This window comes from Acinetobacter sp. C32I, assembly GCF_023702715.1.
Classification (GTDB): domain Bacteria; phylum Pseudomonadota; class Gammaproteobacteria; order Pseudomonadales; family Moraxellaceae; genus Acinetobacter.
This window is the reverse complement of record NZ_CP098480.1, coordinates 1,739,019-1,752,988: the sequence shown is the minus strand read 5'-3', so window position 1 is coordinate 1,752,988 and position 13,970 is coordinate 1,739,019. Positions and strand designations below refer to the sequence as shown.

15 protein-coding genes are annotated in these 13,970 nt (G+C 41.9%); 10 read left to right on the top strand and 5 right to left on the bottom strand.

Translation table 11 applies throughout. The annotated features are described in order from the left end of the window. The first annotated feature begins 3 nt into the window (after positions 1-3). Genes tauA through tauD form a run of 4 tightly spaced genes read left to right on the top strand, consistent with a single transcriptional unit; the run spans position 4 to position 3,585 of the window. A complete protein-coding gene (gene tauA / locus NDN13_RS08555) occupies positions 4-1,044 on the top strand; it encodes a taurine ABC transporter substrate-binding protein (RefSeq protein ID WP_250748288.1) in 1,041 nt (346 codons plus the stop codon). Between the two features lie 9 nt (positions 1,045-1,053). Further along, positions 1,054-1,845 (top strand): taurine ABC transporter ATP-binding protein, encoded by a 792-nt coding sequence (locus NDN13_RS08550; protein ID WP_251117926.1) that lies wholly within the window; start codon positions 1,054-1,056, stop codon positions 1,843-1,845. Next, on the top strand, positions 1,842-2,723 hold the full coding sequence (gene tauC / locus NDN13_RS08545) for a taurine ABC transporter permease TauC (protein ID WP_251117925.1): 882 nt from the start codon (positions 1,842-1,844) through the stop codon (positions 2,721-2,723). Before NDN13_RS08550 ends, tauC begins: the two co-directional genes overlap by 4 nt. A 16-nt stretch (positions 2,724-2,739) precedes the next feature. After that, positions 2,740-3,585: a taurine dioxygenase gene (tauD, locus tag NDN13_RS08540; protein WP_151714796.1), complete on the top strand. Its 846-nt coding sequence runs from the start codon at positions 2,740-2,742 to the stop codon at positions 3,583-3,585. 446 nt (positions 3,586-4,031) lie between these two features. On the opposite strand, the gene NDN13_RS08535 is transcribed toward tauD, so the two are convergent. Beyond that, the gene (locus NDN13_RS08535) at positions 4,032-5,126 is read right to left on the bottom strand and encodes an AraC family transcriptional regulator (protein ID WP_251117924.1); all 1,095 of its coding nucleotides are present in this window, start codon (positions 5,124-5,126) and stop codon (positions 4,032-4,034) included. Between the two features lie 62 nt (positions 5,127-5,188). Between NDN13_RS08535 and NDN13_RS08530 the strand changes: the two genes are divergently transcribed. From NDN13_RS08530 to NDN13_RS08520, 3 genes are read left to right on the top strand one after another with little or no spacing between them, the layout of a single operon-like run. After that, positions 5,189-6,937 (top strand): neutral/alkaline non-lysosomal ceramidase N-terminal domain-containing protein, encoded by a 1,749-nt coding sequence (locus NDN13_RS08530; protein ID WP_251117923.1) that lies wholly within the window; start codon positions 5,189-5,191, stop codon positions 6,935-6,937. Beyond that, positions 6,934-8,220 carry a D-arabinono-1,4-lactone oxidase gene (locus NDN13_RS08525; RefSeq protein WP_251117922.1) on the top strand — a complete coding sequence of 429 codons (1,287 nt, stop codon included), beginning with the start codon at positions 6,934-6,936 and terminating at the stop codon, positions 8,218-8,220. Before NDN13_RS08530 ends, NDN13_RS08525 begins: the two co-directional genes overlap by 4 nt. Before the next feature lie 55 nt (positions 8,221-8,275). Then, complete coding sequence (locus NDN13_RS08520; protein ID WP_251117921.1) at positions 8,276-9,439, top strand: alanine racemase; 1,164 nt, start codon at positions 8,276-8,278, stop codon at positions 9,437-9,439. Between the two features lie 53 nt (positions 9,440-9,492). Here the strand turns inward: NDN13_RS08520 and NDN13_RS08515 are convergent, their stop codons facing one another. The 3 genes from NDN13_RS08515 to NDN13_RS08505 form a co-directional block, all read right to left on the bottom strand. After that, positions 9,493-9,861 carry a hypothetical protein gene (locus NDN13_RS08515; RefSeq protein WP_251117920.1) on the bottom strand — a complete coding sequence of 123 codons (369 nt, stop codon included), beginning with the start codon at positions 9,859-9,861 and terminating at the stop codon, positions 9,493-9,495. Positions 9,862-10,006: 145 nt separating this feature from the next. Beyond that, the gene (locus NDN13_RS08510; protein WP_251117919.1) at positions 10,007-11,248 is read right to left on the bottom strand and encodes an OmpP1/FadL family transporter; all 1,242 of its coding nucleotides are present in this window, start codon (positions 11,246-11,248) and stop codon (positions 10,007-10,009) included. A gap of 262 nt (positions 11,249-11,510) precedes the next feature. Then, positions 11,511-11,951 carry a universal stress protein gene (locus tag NDN13_RS08505; RefSeq protein WP_101236262.1) on the bottom strand — a complete coding sequence of 147 codons (441 nt, stop codon included), beginning with the start codon at positions 11,949-11,951 and terminating at the stop codon, positions 11,511-11,513. Between the two features lie 247 nt (positions 11,952-12,198). Between NDN13_RS08505 and NDN13_RS08500 the strand changes: the two genes are divergently transcribed. Beyond that, positions 12,199-12,489, top strand: coding sequence for a hypothetical protein (locus NDN13_RS08500; RefSeq protein ID WP_005190302.1), 291 nt, complete (start codon positions 12,199-12,201; stop codon positions 12,487-12,489). A 107-nt stretch (positions 12,490-12,596) separates the two neighbouring features. Then, complete coding sequence (locus tag NDN13_RS08495; RefSeq protein ID WP_016541745.1) at positions 12,597-13,088, top strand: DUF2505 family protein; 492 nt, start codon at positions 12,597-12,599, stop codon at positions 13,086-13,088. A gap of 43 nt (positions 13,089-13,131) precedes the next feature. Here the strand turns inward: NDN13_RS08495 and NDN13_RS08490 are convergent, their stop codons facing one another. Further along, the gene (locus tag NDN13_RS08490) at positions 13,132-13,335 is read right to left on the bottom strand and encodes a hypothetical protein (RefSeq protein WP_033133115.1); all 204 of its coding nucleotides are present in this window, start codon (positions 13,333-13,335) and stop codon (positions 13,132-13,134) included. Positions 13,336-13,467: 132 nt separating this feature from the next. On the opposite strand from NDN13_RS08490, the gene def reads away from it, so the two are divergent. After that, on the top strand, positions 13,468-13,950 hold the full coding sequence (gene def / locus NDN13_RS08485) for a peptide deformylase (RefSeq protein WP_251117918.1): 483 nt from the start codon (positions 13,468-13,470) through the stop codon (positions 13,948-13,950). The last annotated feature ends 20 nt before the right edge of the window (positions 13,951-13,970 follow it).

Genomic DNA, 13,970 nt, shown 5'->3' with positions numbered 1-13,970 from the left:
TTGTTGAAAGATCATCTAATTATGGGCATCAAGAACTCTAAGCCGTTAATTGTTACAGCGATCGTCCTTGTGGCGATTGTTGCTTTTATTGTCTATCAAAATCAAAAAGATGCTGCACCTGTTCAGTCTAAAAACAACAAGGCAGTGGTGATTGCCTATCAAACTGGTGTGGATCCAACCAAAGTTGCACAAGCCAATGGTGATTATGAACGTGATAGTAATCAAGCAATTCAATGGCGCAAATTTGATGCAGGTTCAGATGTGGTTAATGCATTGGCTTCGGGTGATGTGGTAATCGGCAATATTGGTTCTAGTCCTCTAGCTGCTGCTGCAAGTCGTGATTTACCGATTGAAGTCTTTCTGGTGACGGCTAAATTAGGCGGTTCAGAAGCATTGGTGGTGAGTAACAAATCAGGTATTCAAAATCCGCAAGATTTGATTGGCAAAACCATTGCCGTACCATTTGTTTCAACTACGCATTACAGCTTGTTGTCAGCACTCAAGCATTGGAATATTGCGGATAATCAAGTCAAGATTATTAACTTACGTCCACCAGAAATCACAGCAGCTTGGGAACGTGGTGATATCGATGCAACTTATGTTTGGGAACCTGCATTGAGTAAAGTCAAAGCCAGTGGCCATGTATTAACAGACTCGAAACAAGTCGGCGAGTGGGGCGCACCAACCTATGATTTATGGGTGGTTCGTAAAGATTTCGCTGAAAAAAATCCAGAGTTCTTAAAAGCATTTGTAAAAACCAGCTTGAAACAAGTTGAGGCGTATCAGCAGGATCCAAAAGCATTTGAACAAAATGCGGACAATATCCAGAAAATTGCTCAGCTGACAGGCTCTGATGTGAAAGATATTCCTTTACTGTTGTCCGGCAATATTTATCTGAATGGCCAGCAACAACACGCGACTTTAGCGGGTGAGTTCGCCAAAAATATTTTCGATACCGCAACCTTCCTCAAAAGCCAAGGCAAGGTGGATCAAGTAAAACCTGATTATCAAGCGAATGTCACCACCCAATTCTTACAGCCCTAGGAGATCTAAATGAGCGTATTAGCTGCAGAGCATCTTCATTTAACCTTTCCAAAACAGACCGTGCCTGTATTACAAGATATCAATCTGAAGATTGAGGAAGGCACTTTGACTGTGATTTTGGGTGAGTCTGGTTGTGGTAAAACAACATTACTGAATATTCTGGCGGGTTTTCAAAAGCCAAGTTCGGGGCAGATTACACTGGATCATGAGGTGGTCACTGCGCCAGATGCACGCCGTGCGGTGGTATTTCAGGATCATGCGCTATTACCTTGGTTAAATGTCTCTGAAAATATTGGTTTTGCTTTGCAGCTCAAAGGTTTAAAAGAGCAAGAAATTCAACAGCAAGTCGATGCAATTCTTAAAATTGTCGGCTTGAGTCATGTGGCTAAAGCCAATATTTGGGAATTGTCAGGTGGCATGAAACAGCGTGTCGGTATTGCGCGTGCTTTGATTAGCCACGCAGCCTTTATTTTATTGGATGAGCCTTTTGCTGCGCTTGATGCTTTTACTCGTGAAACCATGCAGCAGTTGGTGCTGGACTTATGGATTGAACAAAATAAATCCTTCTTCCTGATCACACATGATATTGAGGAAGCGCTATTGCTGAGTAATCAATTGGTGTTGATGACGGCTCGTCCTGGTAAGATTGTCGAAACTTTAAAACTGGATTTCGCTGACCGTTATAAGCAAGGTGAATCCATCCGTGCGATTAAATCGGATCCTAAATTTATTCAATTACGCGAGCAATTGTTTGAACGCCTGCGTGTGCAGAAACAAGCTGGGCATGAGGTGGCTGTATGACGGGGCAAGCAAAAAATACAGCTTATGAGGTGAGTAAGGCCGAGGAACTGCAATCGACGAATCAAGCACAGTCGGGTTCGGTTTTTAGTCTAATAGGCGCCTTTTTTACTCGCCATCGTAGTCTAGTGCTCAGTCTTGCCAGTGTCTTGAGCGTACTGGTGATTTGGTATTTGATCACAGCATTAAAAATTGTCCCGAGTCTATTTCTACCAAGCCCACAAGCGGTATGGCAGAAGTTCCTTGAGGTCAGTCAGCAAGGTTTTATGAAAGCCACCTTATGGCAGCATTTGGCAGCAAGTATTTCCCGTGTCTTATTGGCTTTAGTGGCTGCGATTGCCATTGGTGTGCCTTTAGGTTTATGGATGGGTTTGAACAAATGGGTGCGTGCGGTGCTTGATCCATTGGTTGAGTTATTACGTCCAATTCCACCTTTGGCATATTTACCTTTATTGGTGATCTGGTTCGGGATTGGTGAAACCACCAAAGTACTTTTGATCTTCTTTTCAATCCTTGCCCCTGTGATTATCAGTAGTACCCATGGTGTGCTGAGTCACCAACTCAATCGTGAACGTGCCGCCTTATCTTTAGGGGCAAGCCAATCCCAAGTGTTTTGGCATGTGATTCTGCCGACCGCTTTACCGCATATTTTAACGGGTATTCGTATTGGTCTTGGCGTGGGCTGGTCAACTTTAGTGGCTTCGGAATTGGTCGCAGCAGATCGTGGTATTGGTTTTATGGTGCAGTCTGCAGCACAGTTCCTGATCACCGATACTGTAGTTCTGGGCATTATTGTGATTGCGATTGTCGCCGTTAGTTTTGAATTGTTTTTGCGTTGGTTACAGAAGCAATTATCTCCTTGGTATGGCCAACAGTTATAAGTGTGAGTAGTAGAAGATGACCTTAAATATTGAAGTTATTAAACCAACGATTGGTGCAATTATTCACGATGTTGATTTAAACACGGCTGATGAAAATACGACGCAACAAATTCAACAGGCTTTGCTGGATCATCATGTGATTTTCTTCCGCAATCAGCAGCTTGCACCTCAAGCACAAGCGGAGTTGGCGCGTGGTTTTGGTTCTTTACATATTCATCCGATTTACCCATCTATTGATAATGTGCCTGAAATCATTGTATTGGATAGCTGGAAACAAGACTTACGTGATAATGAACTATGGCACACCGATGTGACTTTCAGTCAGAAACCGCCATTGGGTTGTGTATTACAAGCCATCAAGATTCCACCTGTTGGTGGTGATACGCTTTGGTCGAGTGGCGCAGCTGCATTTGCTGCCTTGGATCAAGGTTTACAGCAAAAGTTAAAAGGCTTAACCGCAACACATGACATTCGTCAGTCTTTCCCGATTGAGCGTTTCGCGCATAATGATGTTGAGCGTAAAAAACTGGAAGAAACCTTTAAGCGCAATCCACCTGTCGTTCATCCTGTAGTGAGAACGCATCCGGTAACGGGTCAGCCGATTTTGTTCGTGAGTGAAGGTTTTACTACGCGTATTAATGAGCTTGATGAAACTGAAAGCGCTGAATTGCTACAGTACTTATTTGCGCATGCAACCAATGAACAGTTTCATTTACGTTGGCAGTGGCAGGCAGGTGATGTGGCGATTTGGGATAATCGTTGTACACAGCATAAGGCTTTATTTGATTATGGTGATGCGCATCGAATTATGCATCGTGCCACGATTAATGGTGATGTGCCGTTTTATCAAGCGGCAAGTTAAGATTCTATTTCGATTATAAAGCTTGGGTAAAATCCTGAGCTTTTTTTATTCTTGGGGCTGAGGTTATTTCCAGTATTTGATACTCGGTAATCTCATCCACAACCTGCGTGGTTTTTAAAAAGTTTAGTTTCTGCGAAAGATTTAAAAAGATTACAAGAAGTGGACAGGTTTTGTGGATGAGGATGCTTTTGGTTACTTTGGGCAAAACCAAAGTAACTCCAGCTGAAGGCTTATCCTTAAATTGGATGAGAGCACGGCACGATTCCGTTAACGTCCATCTTTCAATAAATTAACTCAATATTTAAAGCAGAAATTAGTGGTTGAATTCATCCATGCTGCCGAGCGCGGTAGTGAATATTTGCGAGAATTTAAAATTACAAGATAAAGCATTTACGGTTCGGTTTTATCTGCGCTTGGAAATTTCTAGACCGTTTGATTCTTAGGCATTAAGTAAGGTGAGTCTCTTGTTTATAAACCGAAGGCGCTTGTCCGGTCCAACGTTTAAAGGCACGTCGGAATTCACGTAATTCGCTAAAACCCAATTGCAGGCTAATCTCACTCATGGATAGGTTCTGTTCGAGGAGTTGCTTGGCTTTACGCTCCAAGACATTTTGCCGAATTTGTTGAAAACTCAGACCTTCTAATAATAATTGCCGTCTTAAATGGCGTTCGCTGATGCGTAATTGTTCAGCAGCTTGCTGCATCTCAAAACGTTCAGGTAAATGCTGTTCAATCAAATGATCAAGTAAATGTACATAGCCAACTTGGTTGAGCTGGTCTATTTCTTTTAAGGCCTGTTCACAGATTTGGATGGCAGTTGCGTAGTTGGCAGGACTGTAATTTTTTAAGCTGCGCTGCAACAGGCTGCTGCTAAAGCGCATGATATTTTTATCGCGGTTAAACTGGATTGGGCAGCCAAAGAGTTCGTTATATTGTTGTTGATATTCGCTTGGTAAATAGCTGAGCTCAAGACTGATCACATCATCATGATCGCCCAACATGGCGTTTAAACAGGTGATGATGCTGCTAAATAATTCATCATAAAAAAAGGCTTTCAGTTCATTGCAGGGATAGGGTTCAGTGACTTCCAATTCACAAAGATCAGCGTGGATGGAAAAGTTGATATTCAAGACACTGCCAGAAATCCGATGGTAGCGCAGTGCAATGTCTAGAGCATCTGCAACTGTTTTACAGGATTGCATGGCAAAACCCAAAATCCCCATCGAAATCAGACCTTCGCTACTGCCAAGCTTTAAGCCTAAGTTAGGTTGTTGATAGGCGGTCATTGCTTGATGAACAACATCACAGAGTTGGCTAAAGCGAACCACACCTTGTGTTTGCTGTATTTGCGCAATGTCTAAACCGGAATTCTGAAACCATGCAGCATAATCCCACTGCTGTTGCTCTGCATAATGGATCAGGCTTGCCAGAATGGTGGGTGGAATAAATTGCTGTTGTTCATTTTTATCGCCGCTACGTATAGGCATAAGTCCGTTTTGCCCCCCAAAGAAAAGTGTCTTTAACCCTGTTGGGTATCGCATAATTTTGATTAACTTTCAACATGCTTTAACACAGTTAGAAAAAGAATTGAAAGGAAGTCGTGATGTATCAGGTGGGTTTGGACAAGCAGAAAATCAAAATTACACCGAAAGGCTATGCAATGTTTGGTTATGGGCAATGGTCACATCGGGCCTATGAACAGCGCACAGCTTTATTTGCACGTAGCGTGAGCATTGTCGATCAGCAACATAACCGACTTCTGATCTGTTGTTTGGATTTAGGGTGCATTACCCATGCCATACGCAGCCAAACCGTAGCGCGACTCACACAGATCCTAGACTTGCCATTTGATGAAAATCAATTGGTCCTCATGGCAACCCATACTCACTCAGGACCTGGCGGTTGTGGCTATGAAGCTTTATACAATATGCCAACGCCTGGTTTTGTACCTGAACATTTAACTGCCATTGTTGAGGCGATTGTACTGAGTATTCAAAATGCGATTGCATCTGAACAAGACACCGAGATTTTTATCAGTACACAGCATTTTCCAGAACAGACACCTGTCGCATGGAATCGTTCAATCAAAGCCTATAATCGTAATCCAGAGGTTCTGCCACGTACCGAAGCTGAAACGCATTTAGCCTTGAACCGAGAAATGCAGTTGATCGGTTTCTATCGTGAGCAAAAACTACAGTCCTTTATTTCCTTATTTGGGGTACATGCAACCTGTTTAGGAAATTCCTTAAACGCCTATGATGGCGATAATAAAGGCTATGCAGCCGCATTCTCTGAGCAGGCTTTAATTGAGCAAGGGATTCAAAATCCAGTTACGCTTTTTGCTCAAGCAACTGCAGGGGACGTATCACCGCATTTTCATGGCAAAGATCAGCTGAAGATTCGCAATAAGATTAAAGGCGAGCAGGAATATCAATACGCACAACAAAATGGTCGTTATCAAAGTGAGCTGGCTTTGACGGCTTTACAGTCCAATATTCCTAAAAATTTACATAAAGTTGAAGGCAAGATCGATGCTGTTTTGTCCTATGTTGATCTGAGTAATATTGAGATTCCAGATGAGTTCGCAGCGGGGCAAAAGAATGCCAAGACCAGTCAGCCTTGTCATGGCACCGCATTTTTTGCAGGCACGCCTGTCGATGGTTTAGGTGCACCCAAACCCTTAATTATGGGGATGCAATTTTTAGCGGATCAATTTCGCAAACAAAAAATCAAGCATCCCAAAGCTGCTGATTTTGCAGACTATCAGCAGTTGTATGCCTCTCAAGGGCCAAAACAGATTTTACTGGAAGCAGGTGCTAAAAAAATTTTAGGCCAACCGATTGGTTTTCCGCCGAGTTTTCTTGATCCGTTGATTGCAGAAATGAACAGACAAGTGAAAGCGGGAGCGATTCAGCACAGTCTTTTAGTCCCGAGCGTGGTTCCTTTGCAGATTGTGCGATTAGGTCGATTGGCTTTGATTTGCTGTCCAGGTGAATTTACCACTATTGCTGGGCAGCGGGTCATTGATACGGTTAAACAGACGCTTGCCGCGCAGGCTTCGGTTGAAAGTGTTTGGTTAGCATCCTACTGCAATGATTATATGGGTTATGTCACGACCTATGAAGAATACCAAGCGCAAGCTTATGAAGGTGGACATACCTTATTTGGTCAATGGACGCTAGCTGCCTGTCAGAGCAAATTCAAAGGCTTAACAGAACAATTGTTATTAGAGAAAAATAAACGTCATTATGATGAAATGACACGACCACAACCGATTCCAGCACAGGAACTCGAAAAACGTACCAATCATGGCAATTTAAAAACTGCCGTTAGCCAAGGAGAGGCAGTATGAGTGATTTGACACAAGGCATCTGGACGAACTGGTCTGGTTTCCAAAAATCTATGCCGCAACAGATTTTACAACCAGCCAATGTGCAAGAACTACAGTCCATTGTTAAAGCGCAACAAAAAATACGGGTAGTCGGTGCAGGGCATTCATTTACGCCCTTAGTCTGTACTGATGCAACCTTATTGTCTTTGGATCATATTGCAGGCATTGCATCGACAAATCTTGAACGATGTCAGAGCAGCATTTATGCAGGTACGCGTTTATATGATCTAGACCAACATTTACAGCAGCAATCGATTAATCAGGCTTTGATGAATCAGGGTGATATTGATCAGCAAAGTCTAGCGGGGGCTGTCTCCACAGGCACGCATGGGACAGGAGCCGATTTGCATTGTATTTCGGCCTATGTGGAAGCTTTCGAGTTATTGATGGCATCAGGTGAAATCCTAAAATGTAGTCGCACAGAACATCCTGAAATCTTTGCCGCAGGACGGGTTTCTTTAGGTAGTTTGGGAATCTTAACTAAGATCACCATGCAGAACCGTCCTCGCTATAAGCTCAAAGAACATATTGAACTTTGTCCTGTTGAAGACATGATGCAGCATATTCAGCAATGGAAGCATCAGCATCGACATATTGAGTGCTTTGTGTTTTCCCATGGAAAGAAGTTGATGCTGAAAACCTTGGATGAGACCGATGAAGCGGTTTTGCCACGGAAGGAAAATTTTCCATCGGATGATACCTTGCTAACTTTGTGTTCAGAACTGACCAAAAACTTTCCTTCGTTGAATCCTTATTTACAGAAACTATTAGGCATCTTTGTCAAACCGACCACCTATATCGATTGGTCGAGCAAGATATTTCCAACACCGCGTAATACCAAGTTCAATGAAATGGAGTATCAGATTCCTGTTGATCGTGGAATTGAGTGTTTGGATGAAATATTGCATGCCTTAAGAAAGTATAAAGTGGCCACCTTTTTTCCGCTCGAATTCCGCTTTGTCAAAGGCGATGATATTTGGCTCAGTCCCTTTTATCAGCAGGACTCGATTTCGATCTCGGTGCATCAATATCATAAGCAAGATCCGAAGTTGATTTTTGATGTGGTTGAGCCGATTTTGCAGAAATATCGAGGGCGTCCGCATTGGGGGAAAATGCATCATATGACCAGCACACAGCTTCGGGCTTTATATCCAAAGTGGGATGATTTTATGGCGTTGCGTCAGCAGCTTGACCCAGAAGCCAAGTTTTTAAATCTCTATCTGGAAAAGCTGTTTTTAGGTTAGTTTTAACTTGGGTTCGACTTAAATGTTTATTTAATTTATTGAGAAAGGTATAGCCATGTTGGATCATTATTTTAAACAACTCAATCTCGACCTAAAAAAGCAGGGGATTGCGACTCCGCAACTGATCATCGATGAAGCAGCGTTAACACAAAATATTCAACATGTTCAGATTCGTCTTGCTCATGCCAAACATTTAAAAGCACGCTTGGTGGTGAAATCATTAGCAAGCCTAGACCTACTTAAATTGTTATCTGAACAGATCAATACGCAACGCTTTATGGTATTTCATCAACCGCATATTGTTTCGATCCTAGAAAATTTTGCCGAAGCCGATATCTTGTTGGGTAAACCAATGCCTGCTCAAGCAGTACGTCATTTTTTTGATCAGTATGCGGAGTGGTCGAATGCCAAAATTCAGTGGCTGATTGATACCAAGCAACGCTTACAGCAATATCTCGAGATTGCCCAGCTCTATTCTCTTTGCTTAGATGTGAATATTGAAATTGACGTCGGCTTACATCGCGGTGGGGTACAGTCGACACAGCAACTAACCGAAATTTTAAAGCTGATTCAGCAATATCCGCAGTATTTAAAACTTTCTGGTTTGATGGGCTATGATGCGCATGTCACCAAAATTCCAGCCATCATTAAAAAACCTGAACTGGCTTATCACAGTTCACAGCAAACCTATGCCCGTTATCAACAACTGATTCAAAAACAGTTCCCAACGCTGTGGCATGATGAACTATGTTTTAATGGCGGTGGTAGCCCAACCTTTAGCTTGCATACCACTGAAAGTGTTTGCAATGATCTGTCCTTTGGCTCAATGCTCTTAAAACCAAGTGATTTTGACAGTGATTTCTTAAGGGCATTACAGCCTGCGTTATGGATTGCTGCGCCTGTATTAAAGATATTGCCGTTTACTCAGCTTCCCTCTATGTCTTTATTGGATAAATTGCCACATAAATGTAAGGCGCTGTTTATTTACGGGGGCTATTGGCTGGCTGATTATGTCTATCCTGATCAAGCACATACCCATGCATTGTACGGGCGTAGCAGTAATCAAGAATTGGTCAACGTACCGAAGGATTGTGATATTCAGGTCGATGATTTTGTGTTTTTAAGACCGACACAGAGTGAAGCAATTATTACCCAGTTTTCCGAGTTGAAGCTGTATCGCACACATGCTTTTGAGACATGGCAAACGTTTAGTGAGTGATGGAGCTTTGCTCATCAATATTCGAGCTAAAAGCTTGCCGTGTATTTGGAGTTTTAAAATAAATCGGCCAAATGACAGCTTTTCGCTTCAGTCAGATTTTCAATGGAATCGACCAATAGAATATTGATATCTTTTTCACTTTTATACGCTGCGATCACTTCTGCATAAATCGGCTGTTTTAGTTTCGTGGCTTTGGAGAGAAAACTTGATACGGCCTTTTGCTTAGACCAATCTGCATCTTTCAACACATATTCATTCTGCGCAATATCGCATCGCGTTAAAATGGCTTTGTTATCCTGAATAGTTAAGGTGCCAATAAACATATCCATGCTTTCTTTAGGGTCAGTCGAATTGGCAAAAGCGGTAAAAGGAAAAACGAAGCTAGATATAAAGATTGAAAAGACAAGAGCGATTTTTTTCATTGGATTTTTCCTAGAGATGACATTCATTATTAAAATAATGCTTTGAGATTCTAAGCTAATCCTTTCATTGAAAGCCAGAAAAGAGCCAAGTAAGAGCAAGACTAGAAGTAGATCTGTTCCTACTTAGCATGATGAGTTTTTGTGACTAAAAACGATAGCCCATTTTCAAACCATAAGCGATTGCACTGTTATCTTTAAAATCGGCCTGTTCAGCAATGGGTTTAATTCCTGCTACAGGAATGTAATAGGTGCCGTCTTCGGCAACCACATCACCTAACCAGAAGTATTTAACGCCAGCAGCAATAAAGTAGTTCGGGGCAGGGTTGAACTGAGCACCTAGACCAATCCCCCAAGAGCCTTTGGTTGGATTTAATGTGGATGCAGGGTCGCCTGTACCGGAGTCCCAACTGACTTCAGTGGATGCACTCCATTTCTCAGTAAACTGATGTCCAAGTCCGACATTGACCGTCCATTGATCCTTTTGGTAGCTGTCCAGATCAAAACCACCTGTGTAGGTTCCTTCGCTGATTACGCCAGTAAGATATTCCGTCACTGCGCCAAATTGCGTCGGCCGAATATGAAAATCTTTCCAGTTGACCCAACGTAGATTGGTATAGAGCAGTGTGTCTTTATACACACCCGTTTGAAAATCAACATTCACCGATTGTGGCGTGGAAATTTTGGTTTTACTTGGCGTAGTCACTTCTAAAGGCTGACCGAACATGGTCTCAGTCACTTGCATATCGTGGTCAATCTTGGAGCGATAGGTCAGCGCAGCTTTTAAGGCAATATCTGGGATTTGATAACTCAGGCCTGCCAGCCAACCGACTGCATGATCCTGTTTAAATTTGGCATCATAGCCATTAAAAGCTTCACTGTATGAATTACCACGCAGCGCGACATCCCCTTTGACCGATTGATAGACAGCACCGCCATAGAGTTGAAAATTGCTAAAAGGACTGACACCCAAAATCATGCTAATACTTTCGGTATCAACATTGACCGATGTGCCTTGCTGGGTAAATTCATTGTCCGAGAAGGTGTTATTCGATTGCATCGGATAGCTAATGTCGGCGCCAAAAGGCTGGTCATAGAGCAGACCAAAGCTGATTCGATCAGTCAGTTGAAGTTTGAGCGCGGCGCTATAATATTGAAAGCTATTGCCCATATTGCCTGAGTTCAGGTTCTGTGGATCATTGACCAGTTCAGGACGATTACGGATTTTCCCCGAAATGTCAGCATCAACGGCTGTGGCATTGACTTCAACATAGTTACCATTTTCCAGAAAAGGGAGAATGGATTGTCCTGATTGGTCCAGTGCTGCTGCGTGATTCAATGTACTGATACATATCCCACACAGACCAATCACCATTGGATTGAGTTTCATATTGATCATCCTTGTAAAACCGTGTCTTATTCTTAAACATGCTGTTTTTATTGACGGTCATTTTTTCTGGCGATAGTAAGCTGATTCGACTCACTATTTTGACTTGAAAATAAATGTCCAATTGCTAGTGAAGCATCTTTTTAAATCATGGAACAGGGTTATAAATGATCAATATGGGGGGCGAATCGGTCATTTCTACAACTTTGAGACAATAAAAAAACCTTGTATCGAGACACAAGGTTTTTTTAATTAAAGCAAATCGTTATTGCTTCACAATCAGCACTGGAATATGTGATTCTGTTAAAACAGCACGTGCCACACTACCCAGCAATAAACGTTTTACCCCTGTGCGGCCATGTGAACCCATAATAATCAGGTCTGCACCGATTTCATCGGCAACAAAGATAATGCCTTCACTGGCTGAGCCATGATGAATTTTGGTATTCACCTGAATGCCATCACGGACAAAGGATTGAGAAATGTCTTGTAGTTGTGTTTTGGCTTGTGCTTCGGCTTGCATAAAGTAATCGGTCACCGCAGGGGCAACTTGATAAAAATCCACACCGACAAATGGGTCAACCGCAACCACACTCAGAATGGTGACTTGTGCCCCAGAGAGTTTTGCTAAAGAAAGCGCATGTTCGACTGCAGCATAAGAAATTGGAGAGTCATCAACAGGAACTAAAATATTTTGATAAGACATATTTACTCCTTATAGTTTATCGTTGTAAAAATAGAAAACATAATAAGGTGATAACATATTGAGTCTGCGCTAGCAAATCAGCTCGGCCTGAAAATATATGATAAAACTGAAAATAATGTAGAAAAACAGCGTATTCCGCAGCAAAATAGAGACATAAGAAAATCACTGTATTTTTGTAAGTCAGTTAAAGATTAGGCGGAAAGTTAACCATGCAATTCAAGTACAATTTAAATCAGAAGGACGCTTTGTGTTACTCAGTTTAGAGGCATTTAAACAACAAAAATTTGATCAGATGGCAGCTAAAATTATGGCCGATCCTGAGCACTACCTGACTTTTGATTCGGTTTCAGACTTTTACAAAGCGGCATGGTTAGATGAATTTCCGCAAGGCACCACATGGTCAGCTACAGGTTTGGATGATGGCGCAGAGCAGTTTTATGCGGTGATTGAATATGGGGATCATTATCTGTATATCAGCCGTATGGAACGGGTCACGGTCAAATTAGGCATACGGCATCATTACAATAAAAATAACTAATCCAAGCAGTCATCCTTTTTTGTCTGATCAGATTTAGAGATGCAAATGAGAATGCTATACTTTTGCGCAATGATGAAATCCTAATAAAACGAAATGGACATTTAAAAATGGCACATCAATTTACGGTTAATGAAACAATTCATGGTGTTTCAATTGAGGACTTTTCAAGACTGGTGGCGGATACTTCATTGCATGAAGCAGTGTGTAAACGTATTCCGGGTGAAAATTTGGAAATTATTGAATCGAATATCAATGGCGATATTTATACGCTACGCCGTGAATATAATCTGGATGTCAATATTCCAGAGGTGGCGAAAAAATTATTAAAAAATGCGTTCCGCTTAAAACGTGCTGATATTACCCATTTGAAAAACTTAACCTCGACGGTTGAATTGGGTGCAAACTTACCTTTGGAAGCGAAGGGTGAGCGTAGCGTCACTGGTGACAGCGAAAAAGTGAATATCTCTTTAACATGGACTGTGAAAGTCAAAGTACCATTGATTGGTGGCATGTTAGAAAAGCATGCAGAAGGTGAAATTCGTAAATTCAGCACGCTTGAAATCGAGATCGTAGCTGATGAATTAAAGAAACACCTTTAATTTTCTTAGAAAACAAAGCTCTCCATTTGGGGAGTTTTTTTATTTAGAAGCGCAGGAAATAGGGAACAATTGAAAGCGCCACGCCAATGATACTGATCATGGCTGTGCTATCAATAAAATAGGTAAAGAGCATCAAGATAAGACCACATACCAAAGGCACGGTCATTTTCTGCTTTTTGCCATACATAAAATAGCCTAAGCCAATCGAACTAAAGATGACACCTAAAAACAGTTGGGTTGCATTCATGTGCTTTGCCATTCATTATTTTTTTCGCGAATATATTATGACAAGATTCTTAAATGAAAATTATGGTAACGCGATAAAATATCCAATACGATAATATTCACTATTTGGTCAAAACAATTATAAGGGCGTGGGATGAGTGTAATTCTACCTGTAGCACAACGTGGTGAAGAGGTTTTAAAAATTAAAGCGGCAGCTGTCGCAAACGGGGAATTTAACAGCGAGTGGTTATTGCAATTGGCTTCCGCTATGCATGCGACCATGTTGGAGCGCAATGGGGTTGGGATTGCTGCGCCACAAGTTTATATTTCAAAGCGCTTAATTATTGTGGCATCGCGTCCGAATCCACGTTATCCCGATGCACCCGAAATGGATGCGGTGGTGATGGTTAATCCAGAGATTTTGGCATTTTCCCAAGAATCTTGTTTGGGCGAGGAAGGTTGCTTAAGTGTGCCAGATGAGCGTGGGCAGGTCGAACGGGCGCAAGCAATCAAAGTGCGTTATCACACTTTACAGGGTGAAGTGATTGAAACTGCTTTTGAGGGTTTTCCTGCGCGAATCGTTCAGCATGAGGTGGATCATTTAGATGGCATTTTATTTGTAGAGCGTTTGCATTAGTTAAGTATGTAAGCTCATAA